This window comes from Streptomyces apricus (assembly GCF_008369065.1).
In the GTDB taxonomy this organism is placed as follows: Bacteria; Actinomycetota; Actinomycetes; order Streptomycetales; family Streptomycetaceae; genus Streptomyces; species Streptomyces apricus.
Genome location: NZ_VDFC01000043.1, coordinates 98,781 through 112,705 on the forward strand (window position 1 = coordinate 98,781; position 13,925 = coordinate 112,705).

11 protein-coding genes, 2 tRNA genes and 1 pseudogene are annotated in these 13,925 nt (G+C 70.3%); 3 read left to right on the forward strand and 11 right to left on the reverse strand.

The features are described from left to right. Window positions 1–152: 152 nt before the first annotated feature. Window positions 153–225 (reverse strand) — tRNA-Ala (locus FGF04_RS18560). 183 nt (window positions 226–408) lie between these two features. On the opposite strand from FGF04_RS18560, the gene FGF04_RS18565 reads away from it, so the two are divergent. After that, complete coding sequence (locus tag FGF04_RS18565) at window positions 409–960, forward strand: helix-turn-helix domain-containing protein (RefSeq protein WP_149512450.1); 552 nt, start codon at window positions 409–411, stop codon at window positions 958–960. A 133-nt stretch (window positions 961–1,093) separates the two neighbouring features. Then, complete coding sequence (locus FGF04_RS18570) at window positions 1,094–2,383, forward strand: serine/threonine-protein kinase (RefSeq protein WP_235882391.1); 1,290 nt, start codon at window positions 1,094–1,096, stop codon at window positions 2,381–2,383. A gap of 148 nt (window positions 2,384–2,531) precedes the next feature. Here FGF04_RS18570 and FGF04_RS18575 read toward each other — a convergent pair whose 3' ends face one another. Beyond that, window positions 2,532–3,926 (reverse strand): hypothetical protein, encoded by a 1,395-nt coding sequence (locus tag FGF04_RS18575; RefSeq protein ID WP_188114135.1) that lies wholly within the window; start codon window positions 3,924–3,926, stop codon window positions 2,532–2,534. A 128-nt stretch (window positions 3,927–4,054) separates the two neighbouring features. Further along, a complete protein-coding gene (locus FGF04_RS18580) occupies window positions 4,055–4,183 on the reverse strand; it encodes a DLW-39 family protein (protein ID WP_213089207.1) in 129 nt (42 codons plus the stop codon). A gap of 350 nt (window positions 4,184–4,533) precedes the next feature. Between FGF04_RS18580 and FGF04_RS41855 the strand changes: the two genes are divergently transcribed. Continuing rightward, on the forward strand, window positions 4,534–5,217 hold the full coding sequence (locus FGF04_RS41855) for a DUF6344 domain-containing protein (RefSeq protein WP_223146395.1): 684 nt from the start codon (window positions 4,534–4,536) through the stop codon (window positions 5,215–5,217). Between the two features lie 92 nt (window positions 5,218–5,309). Here the strand turns inward: FGF04_RS41855 and FGF04_RS18590 are convergent, their stop codons facing one another. The 8 genes and pseudogenes from FGF04_RS18590 to FGF04_RS18625 form a co-directional block, all read right to left on the reverse strand. Continuing rightward, window positions 5,310–5,663, reverse strand: coding sequence for a VOC family protein (locus FGF04_RS18590; RefSeq protein WP_149512452.1), 354 nt, complete (start codon window positions 5,661–5,663; stop codon window positions 5,310–5,312). 210 nt (window positions 5,664–5,873) lie between these two features. Further along, a tRNA-Ile gene (locus FGF04_RS18595) sits at window positions 5,874–5,947 on the reverse strand. A 143-nt stretch (window positions 5,948–6,090) separates the two neighbouring features. Beyond that, a complete protein-coding gene (locus tag FGF04_RS18600) occupies window positions 6,091–6,849 on the reverse strand; it encodes a DUF3566 domain-containing protein (protein ID WP_149512453.1) in 759 nt (252 codons plus the stop codon). A 16-nt stretch (window positions 6,850–6,865) separates the two neighbouring features. Beyond that, window positions 6,866–9,472, reverse strand: coding sequence for a DNA gyrase subunit A (gene gyrA / locus FGF04_RS18605; RefSeq protein WP_149512454.1), 2,607 nt, complete (start codon window positions 9,470–9,472; stop codon window positions 6,866–6,868). 42 nt (window positions 9,473–9,514) lie between these two features. After that, the gene (gyrB, locus tag FGF04_RS18610) at window positions 9,515–11,599 is read right to left on the reverse strand and encodes a DNA topoisomerase (ATP-hydrolyzing) subunit B (RefSeq protein ID WP_149512455.1); all 2,085 of its coding nucleotides are present in this window, start codon (window positions 11,597–11,599) and stop codon (window positions 9,515–9,517) included. A gap of 297 nt (window positions 11,600–11,896) precedes the next feature. Further along, the gene (locus tag FGF04_RS18615; protein ID WP_149512456.1) at window positions 11,897–12,430 is read right to left on the reverse strand and encodes a DUF721 domain-containing protein; all 534 of its coding nucleotides are present in this window, start codon (window positions 12,428–12,430) and stop codon (window positions 11,897–11,899) included. Continuing rightward, window positions 12,427–13,551, reverse strand: a complete 1,125-nt coding sequence (gene recF, locus FGF04_RS18620; RefSeq protein WP_149512457.1) for a DNA replication/repair protein RecF — start codon at window positions 13,549–13,551, stop codon at window positions 12,427–12,429. Before recF ends, FGF04_RS18615 begins: the two co-directional genes overlap by 4 nt. Before the next feature lie 125 nt (window positions 13,552–13,676). Beyond that, window positions 13,677–13,925 (reverse strand): annotated as a pseudogene (locus FGF04_RS18625) (6-phosphogluconate dehydrogenase); the annotation flags it as partial.

The following is a 13,925-nucleotide window of genomic DNA, read 5'->3' on the forward strand; positions in this document are numbered from 1 at the left end:
TCACGGGCGGCGCGTCCACCACCGCACCCCCGGGGACCGCGACCCCCGCGACGGGAGCCCGTGCGGACCGACCCTTGACTCGCCCCCTGCTCCTCCGGAACCAAGAAACCCCCTCCGACCTGCGCAAAGCCGGTCGAAGGGGGTGCTTCTCGTGGAGCCTAGGGGAGTCGAACCCCTGACATCTGCCATGCAAAGACAGCGCTCTACCAACTGAGCTAAGGCCCCGAAAAGGCGGGCATACGCCAGAAGATCACCCTCTGGACCGCCACCGCAGACCAGAGTACCGGGTCACCCCCCGTATCCCGCAAAAGGATTGGGGGTCCCCGCATACGACCACTCTCCGTAAGATGCACGACGTGGTTCGCTAGAGCGAACCGCGGTACTTGGGGAAGCGATGGGGAGACGCACATGGACGCCGCACAGCAGGAAGCAACCGCGAGAGCCCGCGAGCTGCAGCGGAACTGGTACGGGGAGCCGCTGGGGGCGCTCTTCCGCAGGCTCATAGACGACCTGGGGCTCAACCAGGCCCGTCTGGCGGGGGTGCTCGGCCTGTCGGCGCCCATGCTGTCGCAGCTGATGAGCGGCCAGCGCGCCAAGATCGGCAATCCCGCGGTGGTCCAGCGCGTACAGCTGCTGCAGGACCTGGCCGGTCAGGTCGCGGACGGCAGTGTGAGCGCCGCCGAGGCCACCGAGCGCATGGACGAGATCAAGAAGTCGCAGGGGGGCTCGGTGCTCAGCAACACCACGCAGTCGACCACCACTTCGGGCGGGGCGCCCACGGTGAAGCGCGTGGTGCGTGAGATCCAGTCGCTGCTGCGCTCGGTGTCCGCGGCCGGGGACATCATCGAGGCGGCGGACACCCTCGCCCCGACCCACCCGGAACTGGCAGAGTTCCTCCGGGTGTACGGAGCCGGCCGCACCTCCGACGCGGTCGCCCACTACCAGTCCCACCAGAGCTGAGCACACCGCCCGGCAGCCGGACACCGGACCGCCGCAAGCCCGCCGGGGGTTTGCCGACGGCCCCGGACCAGGCGGCCGGGCGCCTCGGAGGAGGATGCCGTACCGACCGCCGGAGGGGGAGCGACGTACGACCATGGGTGAGGTCTTCGCCGGCCGGTACGAACTGGTCGACCCGATCGGACGCGGGGGAGTCGGTGCGGTCTGGCGCGCCTGGGACCACCGGCGGCGCCGGTACGTGGCCGCCAAGGTGCTCCAGCAGAGCGACGCCCACTCGCTGCTGCGCTTCGTGCGCGAGCAGGCGGTACGGATCGACCACCCCCATGTGCTCGCTCCCGCCAGCTGGGCGGCCGACGACGACAAGGTCCTGTTCACCATGGACCTCGTCGGCGGGGGCTCGCTGGTCCACCTGATCGGGGACTACGGCCCGCTGCCACCGTCCTTCGTCTGCCTCCTGCTCGACCAGCTGCTGGCGGGGCTCGCCGCGGTGCACGCGGAGGGGATCGTGCACCGCGACATCAAGCCCGCCAACATCCTGCTGGAGGCGACCGGCACGGGGCGCCCCCGGCTGCGCCTCTCCGACTTCGGCATCTCGATGCGCCTCGGCGAGCCACGGCTCACGGAGACCAACTACGTGGTGGGCACACCCGGTTACTTCGCTCCGGAACAGATGCTCGGCGCGGACCCGGACTTCCCCGCCGACCTCTTCGCCGTGGGCCTGGTGGCGCTCTACCTGCTGGAGGGCGCCAGACCCGACGCCAAGGCGCTGGTCGAGCACTTCACCGCCCACGGCACCCCCAGCGCCCCCAAGGGGATTCCCGAGCCCCTGTGGCAGGTCGTGGCCTCCCTGCTCGAACCGGATCCACAGGCCCGCTTCCGCACCGCCACGGGGGCGCGCAAGGCGCTCGTCGCGGCCCGGGAACTCCTCCCCGAACCCGGCCCCGACGACGAGCTGATCGAGATCTTCGACCAACTCGGCCCGCTTCCGGCGGGGTTCGGCCCCACGGGTCCCCAACCGGCCGCGGTGGCTCCCGCCGGGTCCGGGGAAAAGGGGACGGGACCCGGCGAAGAGCAGGATCAGGGCCAGGAACAAGGTCAGGAACAGGGCCAGGAACGGGGGCACGAAACCGTGCCCCGGCGTCACGGCCCGAGTGCCTCTCCGCTGCCGCCCTCGCCTTCTTCACCACCTTCGTCCCCGCCGTCGTCCCGGCGGGCGGGGACGGTCCCTCCGGGCCAGGACCTGAAGCTGGATCCGGCCTCGGGTTCGGGCCCGGCCCGTACCAACAGCCCGAGCAGCCCGAGCGGCATGACGTGGCCTCCACCGCGCCGTACACCGCCCGGAACATCCAGGCTCCGCCGCAGCCCCAACCGGTCGCGCGGCACCGTGGCAGGCGGGCGCGGCGGCCCGGGCCGCCCCCGGCCGTGACGATCCCGGTGCTCCTGCTCGCGCTGGTCTGCTTCGCGGTCGGTTTCTGGGCACTGACCCAGGTCTGAAAGGGACCGGAAGAACTGCCCGTCCGCCCGCCACCCCGGCACCGCCGGACCATCGGGCCCACGGATCACCGGCCCGCGGACTACCGGCCCCGCGACCGCCCGTACGTCCGTACCACCCTGCCGTCCGCGACGGGCGGGCCGCTCGCGGCCGCTTCCGTCGCCGCCCGCCGTCGTGCGGTCACCGTCCACACGGCGAGCCCCAGGACGAGGACGCACCCCGCGCCGATCCCGCCCGCGGCCACCGCCTTCATCGTGGTGTCCCTGCCCGCACCACCGCCCCCGCCGGCCGCGGCGCTGCCGTTCGAGGCGGCGGCCCGGTCCCCCGCGGTCACCTCGAACACGTCGCGCGGCGCGGTGGGACCGCCGTACACCGGGGCCTTTCCTGCCGCGCCCCGCACCCCCACCCGCAGCGTCAGGTCGAACGGCCCGTCGCCAAACGCCTCGGCCATGCCCGCCCTGAGGTGCACGGCGAGGTAGTACCAGCCGGCGAACCGCATACCGCCGACCTGGTCGTCCACGGCGTACCGGTTCTCGTACGCGACCGGAGGAAGCGGTTCCAGAGCGGCCCGCTGGCGCGCACCGCCGTATCCGGTGTCGGCGTCGTCCACCAGTGCGCGCACGGGGTTGTAGAGCGATATGACGAGGGCGTTGCCGAGGAAACCGTCCCCGTCCGACGGGCCCAGTTCGGCGGTGGCGTCGATCTGCTGGCCCCAGTCGACGGGGACGCGGTAGAAGAGCGTCTGCCCGGCACTGATCCCGTCCTTCCAGACGCCCTGCTCCAAGGAGCGCGCCGTGTGGAAACTCGTCCCGCCCTTACGGGTCCGGACCGGGCCGTCGACCGCTTGCGGGGAGGCGGAGTCCCAGACCTCCGGGGCCGCCGTCGGGGCGGCGCTCGGGGCGGCCTCCTTCAAGGCGGGTTCCGAGACGTAGCCGAGTTCCAGCTCCCAGTCGTCCGGTGAGGACCCGTCCCCGCTCGTGCGTTCGACGAGCACCGCGTACGTACCGGCGCCCTTGCAGCTGTACGTACCCGGGCCGGCCCGGCGCGAGGCCCAGGCGGTAAGCGGGCGCGGGCTTTCGGTCGGGCCGAAGCGGGCGGCGCCGGCGTCCCCGGAGAAGCACTTGTGGCCGTCCGGGTCCAGCAGGGAGACCTTGATGCCGTCCGAGTACACGACCTTCGTGCCCGGCTTCGGCACGGCCGTGGCCGACACGTACGCGCTGGACGTGCCGTCGAGCCGCAGCCCGTAGTAGAGCTTCCCGTCGTCGCGGACGGTGCTTCGATAGGTCGTACCCGCCGTCAGACGTACGGCGTTGGAAGGGCGTGCCGCGCCGTCGACCCGTTCGGCGCCGGCCGTGAAGCGGTACGGGGGAAAGGTGTCGGCCGCGACGCCCTGACCCGCCGTCACCGCGACCGAGAACAGCGCCGCCGTCCCGGCCAGGACCGTACGGCCGCGCCACCGTTGCGTACGCCGCCCCATCACGCGCTCCCCCTCGCCGCCGCCGCGAAGCCCCGACCATCCTGCCCGCTGGGCCGTCGCGCCGCCCCCGCAACACAAAACCCCGGCCGCAGCGCGGCCGGGGTCTGTACTGGGACTGTCGTCGACACTCACGAACCCGTGGGAACGGAGTCGGTCGCCTCCGTCCACAGGTCCTGCTCGGCGCGATCCGCCTGGATCTGGCGGTACACGAGGAGCCCGCCGATGGCGGCCAGTGCGACCACAAGAAGCTTCTTCACCGCGCGACCTCGTCCTTCATTGGCGTAGGGGACTTCTGGCGCCCGACTATACACACCGGCCGATACCGATCGGTGACCTGCGTCGGGAGCTCAACTGGCGGCGTCAAAGGCCCAGTAGGACCGGGCCCGCGCCGCCCTCTCCCGCCCCGGCCGGAGCGTGATCATGACTTCACCGAGTGGTACTTCGCCCGCTTTTTCCCCGCCCCTCCGGTCATGTCGTGAGCGCTGCGCCCATACGAGTGGTGTTCATCAGAAGAACGCCGCGCCACGGGCCCGGGTCCGCCACCTCGCAGCCGACATACACATCATGAGGAAAGTACGCAAATCCACCCAGCCGAAAGAGAGGGACCATGAGCCGCAACCGGGTCATGAACCTATGGACCGCGCTCGTCAGCGCCTTCCTCACGCTCTGCACGTCGCTCGGACTGATCACGACGACCGCCGTCGCCGCCGTACCCGAGGCCTCCACGGCCCGCAACATCAACACCCCGCAGAAGACGACGGCGCAGGAGGAGCCCGTCCGTGCCAGGCCCCGGGCGGACTCGCTGCCACCGACGATGAAGCAGCGCATCCACGCGGAGGCGCACGGCTCCTCGCCGTCCTGCCGCCACCGGCCGCCGACGGACACCACGACCACGGACACCGCGTCCGTCCCCCTCACCACTGCCACCGCCAGGCACGAGAACGCCCCGGCCCCGGCAGTCCCGGCAGCCCCGGCCACGGCGATGACCACCGACGGAATCGACAGGACCGAAGCAGTCCCGACGCCCGCCGGGGCCCAGGACCTCTCCGCCGCCCTCAGCCTTCCCGTGCCCTCCGACACGACCCACAGGACGACGGGCGCCATGATCGACGACACGCCCGCGGCAGCACCGGCCGCGCAGATCAGCCCCGGAACCGATGCCGCCCCCGCCGCCGCATGCTTCTTCCCGACGCAGTCCTCGCCCACGGCCCAGCTGCCGGCCCCGGCCCCCGCACCGGTCTCCGACCCCGCCCGGACCCTGGTCGGCGCCGGTACCGCGCACCGGGCATGACCCCGTACTCCCGGCCTCGCTGTGGACGCACGACCCGGCACCCCACGCCGGCCGGACCGAGCACCCTCCCGGAGTCCTCTCCTGACGGCCCTTTACTGACGCCGCTGCCCGAGCACACAGAACTCGTTGTCCTCGGGGTCCGCCATGACGACCCACGACTGGTCCCCCTGGCCGATGTCGACACGCTTCGCGCCGTGCGCCTCCAGGCGGGCCACCTCGGCGGCCTGGTCATCGGGCCTGAAGTCGAGATGCAGCCGGCTCTTGGTCTTCTTGCTCTCCTCGACCCGGACGAAATCCAGCCCTGGCAGACGATCCGGTGCGGGCCGGATCTCGAACTCGTCGTCGGAGGAGTGCACCACGACCCAGCCGAGCGCGTCGGCCCACCACTGCCCCAGAGCCGCCGGATCCACCGAGTGGACGATTACCTGTTCCCATTCCAAGGTCATCCGCAGACCCTAGGCCCACGGCCGCGATCGGCCAAGGCAGTTCGTACGCGTGAGGCCGGACAGGATGTGAACCCGTGGACCCGTGGCCGTCCCGGCCCCGCAGACGCTGCGCAACCGTGTCCACGCCCCGGAGAAGACCGCCCCCGAGCAGCTGTCCGCCATGAATGCCGAAAACCCCCAGTCACCATGGACTGAGGGTCTTCTTGTATGTGGGGCTAACAGGATTTGAACCTGTGGCCTCATCCTTATCAGGGATGCGCTCTAACCAACTGAGCTATAGCCCCGCCGCGCTCTGCGGTGTGTGTCCCGCGCGCTGACCTCTGAAGATTAGCGCACGACGGGGTCAGTCCCAAAATCGGTATCCGCGCCCCGCTCCGGCCCGCCCGGACGGCACCTCCGGCCTGCCCGGGCGACCTCGTGACAACGTTTACTCGTCCTCCGCGAGCGTGAGCTCGATACCGCCCACGAAGCCCGCGGAGAGGTTGTAGATGAACGCTCCCAGGGTGGCGAGCGCGGTCGCGAGGACGACGTCGATGACCGCGATGACCGACGTGAAGATCAGCACGCGCGGCAGCGACAGGAACGACTGGAGGTCGAAGCCGTTCGACTCGTTCGAGCCGGTGGCCTCGGAGATCGTGCCGCCCACGGTGGAGAACACGCCCATGGCGTCCATGACCATCCACAGCACCGCGGCCGCGACGATCGTGCAGATGCCCAGCGCGATGGAGAGCAGGAAGCTGACCTTCATCACCGACCAGGGGTCGGCCTTGGCCACCCGCAGCCGGGCCTTGCGCGTACGGGGCGTGGTGCGCGCCCCGGTACGCGGCCGGCGGACCGCCGCGCCGGCGGCGGGCGCCGTGTGCGCCGGGTACGCCTGCGGCGGGCGGTACGGCTGCCCGGCCTGCTGAGGCTGCCGTTCGCCCGGCAGGGGCGAGCCAGGAGCCTGCGGCGCGGCGGTGCCCGTGGGCGTCGCCGCGCCCGCGGAGGGCGGTGCCGCGGAGCCCGGAGGCACCTGCGAGCCTGGGGCCGCACCGGCCGCGTACTGCGGCGTCTGCGGACCTCGGGTGTCCGTCACAGTTCCCCCCTGGGATCCATGAGAATCATGGGAGTCAGTCTCCTTCGTGACGGAGCCACGGCCGCCGTCCGTTCCCGTGTCGGTCGAACCGGCGCCCGTGGCTCCGCTCACGATGACTCACTCCTCGCTACTCGTCCGAGGACGGCTCGCCCTCGTCCGTGCCGGCCGTGCCGGCGACCGTCTCGACGTCGTCCGGGTCGTCGACCACCCCGTCGACTTCCTCGGCCTCGCGACCGGCCTCGGCGTTGCGTGCGATACCGACGACGGCATCGCGCTTGCCCAGGTTGATCAGTTGGACGCCCATGGTGTCACGGCCCGTCTCCCTGACCTCGTTGACTCGCGTGCGAATCACACCGCCGGACAGTGTGATGGCGAGGATCTCGTCGCTCTCCTCGACCACCAGCGCACCGACGAGGGAACCGCGGTCCTCGACGATCTTGGCGGCCTTGATGCCCAGACCGCCGCGACCCTGTACGCGGTACTCGTCGACGGCGGTCCGCTTCGCGTACCCACCGTCTGTGGCAGTGAACACGAACGTACCGGGTCGGACAACATTCATCGAGAGGAGCTGGTCCCCCTCGCGGAAGCTCATCCCCTTGACGCCCGAGGTGGCACGGCCCATGGGACGCAGCGCGTCGTCCGTTGCGGTGAACCTGATCGACTGGGCCTTCTTGCTGATCAGAAGCAGATCGTCCTCCGCCGAGACCAGCTCGGCCCCGATCAGTTCGTCGTCGGACCCGTCCTCCGTCTCGCGGAGGTTGATCGCGATGACTCCGCCCGAGCGCGGTGAATCGTAATCCTTCAGCGGCGTCTTCTTGACCAGGCCGCCCTTGGTGGCGAGCACCAGGTACGGCACCGCCTCGTAGTCGCGGATCGCGAGGATCTCGGCGATCGCCTCGTCCGGCTGGAACGCCAGCAGGTTCGCGACGTGCTGGCCGCGCGCCTCACGCCCCGCGTCGGGCAGCTCGTACGCCTTCGCGCGGTAGACGCGGCCCTTGTTCGTGAAGAACAGCAGCCAGTGGTGCGTCGTCGAGACGAAGAAGTGGTCGACGATGTCGTCTTCCTTGAGCTTCGTCCCGCGTACGCCCTTGCCGCCGCGCTTCTGCGAGCGGTAGTCCTCGGCCTTGGTCCGCTTGATGTAGCCACCGCGCGTGATGGTGACGACGATGTCCTCCTCGGCGATCAGGTCCTCCATGGACATGTCGCCGTCGAAGGGCACCAGCTTGGAACGCCGGTCGTCGCCGAACTTCTCGACGATCGCGGCCAGCTCCTCGCTGATGATGGAGCGCTGGCGCACCGGCGAGGCCAGGATCTCGTTGTACTCGCGGATCTTCGCCTGCAGCTCGTCGTGCTCGGAGACGATCTTCTGGCGCTCCAGGGCGGCCAGCCGGCGCAGCTGCATCTCCAGGATGGCGTTGGCCTGGATCTCGTCGATCTCCAGGAGGCCCATGAGGCCCTCACGGGCGATCTCGACGGTGTCGCTGCGCCGGATCAGCGCGATGACCTCGTCGATGGCGTCCAGGGCCTTCAGGAGGCCGCGCAGGATGTGCGCCCGCTCCTCGGCCTTGCGCAGCCGGAACCTGGTGCGGCGGACGATGACCTCGATCTGGTGCGCCACCCAGTGCCGGATGAACGCGTCGAGCGACAGCGTGCGCGGCACGCCGTCCACCAGCGCCAGCATGTTGGCGCCGAAGTTCGTCTGCAGGTCGGTGTGCTTGTAGAGGTTGTTCAGCACGACCTTGGCGACCGCGTCCCGCTTCAGGACGATGACCAGGCGCTGGCCCGTGCGCGAGGAGGTCTCGTCCCGGACGTCCGCGATGCCGCCGATCTTGCCGTCCTTCACCAGGTCGGCGATCTTCTGGGCCAGGTTGTCGGGGTTGACCTGGTAGGGCAGCTCGGTGACCACCAGGCACTGGCGGTTCTGGATCTCCTCGACCTCGACGACAGCGCGCATCGTGATGGAGCCGCGACCCGTGCGGTACGCCTCCTCGATGCCCTTGCGGCCCACCACCAGGGCGCCGCTCGGGAAGTCGGGGCCCTTGATGCGCTCGATCAGCGCGTCCAGGAGCTCCTCGTGCGAGGCCTCGGGGTTCTCCAGGTACCACTGGGCGCCGGCCGCGACCTCGCGCAGGTTGTGCGGCGGGATGTTGGTGGCCATGCCGACCGCGATGCCCGCCGAACCGTTGATCAGCAGGTTCGGGAAGCGGGCGGGCAGGACGGTCGGCTCCTGGGAGCGGCCGTCGTAGTTGTCCGTGAAGTCGACGGTCTCCTCGTCGATGTCGCGGACCATCTCCATGGAGAGCGGCATCAGCTTGCACTCGGTGTACCGCATGGCGGCGGCCGGGTCGTTGCCCGGGGAACCGAAGTTGCCGTTCGAGTCCACCAGCGGCATCCGCATCGACCACGGCTGCGCCAGGCGCACCAGCGCGTCGTAGATCGAGGAGTCGCCGTGCGGGTGGTAGTTGCCCATGACGTCGCCGACGACGCGGGCGCACTTGTAGAAGCCCTTCTCGGGCCGGTAGCCGCCGTCGTACATGGCGTACAGCACGCGCCGGTGGACGGGCTTGAGGCCGTCCCGCACGTCGGGCAGCGCGCGCGAGACGATGACGGACATCGCGTAGTCGAGGTACGAGCGCTGCATCTCGGTCTCGAGCCCGACGGGCTCGACGCGCATCGAGAACGCGCTGTCATCCACGGTGGTGATCGGGTCGATCGGGGTGTTCTCGTCGGTCATTGCTGGTGCAGATCCTTTCTGACGCGGTCAGCGGTGACCGACTCAGATGTCGAGGAAGCGGACGTCCTTGGCGTTGCGCTGGATGAACGCGCGGCGCGCCTCGACGTCCTCGCCCATCAGGACCGAGAAGAGGTCGTCGGCCTGGGCGGCGTCGTCGAGGGTGACCTGGCCGAGGACGCGGTGCTCCTGGTCCATGGTCGTGATGCGCAGCTCCTCGGCGTTCATCTCGCCGAGACCCTTGAAGCGCTGGATCGAGTCCTCCCTGACGCGCTTGCCCGCCTGCCGGCCGAGCTCGATCAGGGCGTCGCGCTCACGGTCCGAGTACGCGTACTCGAAGTCGTCGCGGCCCCACTTGATCTTGTAGAGGGGCGGCCGGGACAGGAACACGTGCCCGGCCTCGACCAGCGGCCGCATGAAGCGGAACAGGAAGGTCAGCAGCAGGGTGTTGATGTGCTGGCCGTCGACGTCGGCGTCCGCCATCAGGATGATCTTGTGATAGCGCAGCTTCTCGATGTCGAAGTCCTCGTGGACCCCGGTGCCGAAGGCCGAGATCAGCGCCTGGATCTCCTGGTTCTGCAGGATCTTGTCGATCCGCGCCTTCTCGACGTTCAGGATCTTGCCGCGGATCGGGAGGATCGCCTGGTACTCGGGGTTGCGGCCGGACTTGGCCGAACCGCCGGCGGAGTCGCCCTCGACGATGAAGATCTCGCACTTGGTGGGGTCGTTCGACTGGCAGTCGCTCAGCTTGCCAGGCAGCGACGCCGTCTCCAGGAGGCCCTTGCGGCGCGTGAGGTCGCGGGCCTTGCGGGCCGCCACGCGCGCGGTGGCCGCCTGGATGGACTTGCGGATGATGTCCGCGGCCTCGTTCGGGTTGCGGTCCAGCCAGTCCGTGAGGTGCTCGTGCACCACCTTCTGGACGAAGGTCTTCGCCTCGGTGTTGCCCAGCTTGTCCTTCGTCTGGCCCTCGAACTGCGGCTCGCCGAGCTTGACCGAGATGATCGCGGTCAGACCCTCGCGGATGTCGTCGCCGGTGAGGTTGTCGTCCTTCTCGCGCAGCAGCTTCTTGTCGCGCGCGTACCGGTTGATGAGACCGGTGAGCGCCGCGCGGAAGCCCTCCTCGTGCGTACCGCCACCGTGGGTGTGAATGGTGTTGGCGAAGGAGTAGACGCCTTCGTTGTAGCTGTTGTTCCACTGCATCGCGACCTCGACGGAGAGCAGGCGCTCCTTGTCCTCGGCCTCGATGTCGACCACGGTGGGGTGGACGACCTCTCCCTTGCGGGAGTTCAGGTACTTCACGAAGTCGACGATGCCGCCCTCGTAGTGGTACGTGACGGTCCTGACCTCGACGGGCTCGTCCGCACCGGCCTCGTCGGCGCCCACCGTGGCTTTCGCCGAGTCGCGCTCGTCGGTGAGCTTGATCGTCAGGCCCTTGTTGAGGAACGCCATCTCCTGGAAGCGCCGCGAGAGCGTCTCGAAGGAGTACTCCGTGGTCTCGAAGATGTCGCCGTCGGCCCAGAAGGTGACCGACGTACCGGTCTCCTGGGTGGCCTCGTGCTTGGCGAGGGGGGCCGTCGGGACGCCCAGCTTGTAGTCCTGCGTCCAGCGGTGGCCGTCGGTCCTGATCTCGACGGCGACCTTGGAGGAGAGCGCGTTCACGACGGAGACGCCCACGCCGTGCAGACCGCCGGAGACCGCGTAGCCGCCGCCGCCGAACTTGCCGCCCGCGTGCAGCACGGTCAGGACGACCTCCACGGCGGGCTTGCCCTCGGAGGGGACGATGCCCACCGGGATGCCGCGGCCGTTGTCGACGACGCGCACGCCGCCGTCGGCGAGGATCGTGACCTCGATCGTGTCCGCGTGGCCGGCCAGCGCCTCGTCGACGGAGTTGTCGACGACCTCGTACACGAGGTGGTGCAGTCCGCGCTCACCGGTCGAGCCGATGTACATGCCGGGTCGCTTGCGGACCGCGTCCAGACCCTCAAGGACGGTGATGGCACTGGCGTCGTACGAGGAGGTGACCTCGCCGTTCGAGGTCTGGGCCTCGCTCCTCGCGCCCGCGTCGGTGGACGGGGTGTTCTCGTTGGGGTTGCCGGAATCGGCCACGAAGCGCCCTTTCTGGCACAGCACAAGCCAAGCTCCGGGGCCCTCCGGGGAGGGTGGTCGGAGCGGCTGCGGCGTGTTACGTCGGTGAGCCTTTGTCAGCGTTGCTCGGTGTGTCCCACAAGTGGGGCGGAATTAGCTTCCAGTCTACCGGTAGCGCCGACAGTGATGGGGGTTTGCCGGTACCTGAGTCCGCATGTGCCGCCCTGAACCGGTCTCCACCGACTCCCCATATGCGGACCCGGGCTCAAAGAGGCGCAGAGCGGCACTCAGCGCTTCGGGGTGTCAACCGCCCGCTACCGGGGGCATACCGCCCGGTCTGGCTCACCCGTAGGTGTCACCGGGGCCCGTGCTGCCGGGGGCGCGCAGGGGGCCGTAGCGGTGGGTGGGGCCACCGGGACCCAGTACCTTGATCAGCCGCACCGAACCGTGCCCGAGGTCCTGGTTCAGCCGGGCGACCAGCTGCGGGGCGAGCAGCCGCAGGTTGGTGGCCCAGGCCGTCGAGTCGCACCGCACGACGAGTACCCGCTCGTCCTCGTCGTACTTCTCCGGCACGCAGTGCTTGGCCAGGTCCTCCCCGACGATCTGCGGCCAGCGGCCCATGACGCCGCCGACGGCGGCCGGGGTCTCCCAGCCGCGCTCGGTGATCAGCCGGTTGATGGCGGAGCCGAGCGCCAGGGGGTCGCGCCCGTCGGCATGCGCGCCGGAGCGCAGCCCGCCGCGGCGCGCCTGCTTCTTCTCCCGCGCCGCGTCCCCGCGCGCGCGTGCCTGCTCCTTGGCCGCGCGCAGCGCCACGCGCGCGAGGTCGACGCCGGACGGCTCGGCGGGTTTCTTCGGCTCGGGTGTGTTCTCGCTCATATGCGCTCCACCGCGCCCTCGGACACGGCGTACCGCGTCCCCGTCAGCACGTCCGGCACGTCGTCGTCGACCGCCGCCGTCACCAGCACCTGCTCGCCGGGGGCGACCAGCTCCGCGAGCCGTTCGCGGCGGCGGGCGTCCAGCTCGGCGAACACGTCGTCCAGGACCAGCACCGGCTCGTTGCCCTCGGCGCGCAGCAGGTCGTACGAGGCCAGGCGCAGCGCCAGCGCGTACGACCAGGACTCGCCGTGCGAGGCGTACCCCTTCGCCGGCAGCTGGCCGAGCCTGAGCAGGAGCTCGTCGCGGTGGGGGCCCACGAGCGTGACGCCCCGCTCGATCTCCTGCTTGCGGGACTCCGCCAGGGCGGCCATGAGCTGCTCGTAGAGCTCCTCGCGCGCGTGGCCGGTGATCTCGGGGGAGGAGGGCTTGTAGTCCAGCGCCACCGGGCCGCCGCCGGGCGCCAGCTGCTCGTACGCCTTGTCGGCCAGCGGCTGGATCGAGGCGATGAGGTCGATGCGCCGGGCGAGCAGTTCGGCGCCGACCCGCGCGAGGTGCTGGTCCCACACGTCGAGGGTGGACAGGTCCATCGTGCGGCCGCCGTGGCGGCGGGCCAGCGCGGCCGACTTCAGGAGCGTGTTGCGCTGCTTCAGGACCCGGTCGTAGTCCGAGCGCACGCCCGCCATGCGCGGGGAACGGGCGGTGACCAGCTCGTCGAGGAAGCGGCGGCGTTCGCCGGGATCGCCCTTGACCAGCGCCAGGTCCTCGGGGGCGAACAGCACGGTCCGTACGATGCCCAGCACGTCACGCGGTCTGACCTGCGAGGATCTGTTGATGCGGGCACGGTTGGCCCGGCCGGGGTTCAGTTCGAGCTCCACGAGCTGCTGCCGCTCGCCCTGGCGGACGTTGGCCCGGATGACCGCCCGCTCCGCCCCCATCCGGACGAGGGGCGCGTCGGAGGAGACCCGGTGGCTGCCCAGGCTCGCCAGGTAGCCGACCGCCTCGACGAGGTTGGTCTTGCCCTGGCCGTTGGGGCCCACGAACGCGGTGACGCCCGGGTCGAGCGGCACCTCGGCCCGGGCGTACGAGCGGAAGTCGGCCAGCGACAGATGCGTGACGTGCATGGTCGTTCGCCGACCTCCCCCAGGGCTGTGGATCCACGGAACTGGCCTGTGGACCGCGTCTTCTCCCGGGACGCTCAGGGAAGCGTCCCGGGACCTTCCGGACTGCTGTCGGAACTGCTGTCGAGCTACTTCGCGGACTCGACGGCGTGGCCGCCGAACTGGTTGCGCAGCGCCGCGATCATCTTCATCTGCGGCGAGTCCTCCTGCCGGGAGGCGAACCGCGCGAACAGCGACGCGGTGATCGCCGGCAGCGGCACCGCGTTGTCGATCGCCGCCTCCACCGTCCACCGGCCCTCGCCCGAGTCCTGCGCGAACCCGCGCAGCCGCTGCAGGTGCTCGTCCTCGTCCAGCGCGTTGACCGCCAGGTCCAGCAG

Bases quoted from the DNA above. Each gene is read 5' to 3' on its own strand.
- FGF04_RS18565 (WP_149512450.1), top strand. From the start codon at position 409: ATGGACGCCGCACAGCAGGAAGCAACCGCGAGAGCCCGCGAGCTGCAG.
- FGF04_RS18570 (WP_235882391.1), top strand. From the start codon at position 1,094: ATGGGTGAGGTCTTCGCCGGCCGGTACGAACTGGTCGACCCGATCGGA.
- FGF04_RS18575 (WP_188114135.1), bottom strand. From the start codon at position 3,926: ATGGGGCGGCGTACGCAACGGTGGCGCGGCCGTACGGTCCTGGCCGGG.
- FGF04_RS41855 (WP_223146395.1), top strand. From the start codon at position 4,534: ATGAGCCGCAACCGGGTCATGAACCTATGGACCGCGCTCGTCAGCGCC.
- FGF04_RS18590 (WP_149512452.1), bottom strand. From the start codon at position 5,663: ATGACCTTGGAATGGGAACAGGTAATCGTCCACTCGGTGGATCCGGCG.
- gyrA (WP_149512454.1), bottom strand. From the start codon at position 9,472: ATGACCGACGAGAACACCCCGATCGACCCGATCACCACCGTGGATGAC.
- FGF04_RS18615 (WP_149512456.1), bottom strand. From the start codon at position 12,430: ATGAGCGAGAACACACCCGAGCCGAAGAAACCCGCCGAGCCGTCCGGC.
- recF (WP_149512457.1), bottom strand. From the start codon at position 13,551: ATGCACGTCACGCATCTGTCGCTGGCCGACTTCCGCTCGTACGCCCGG.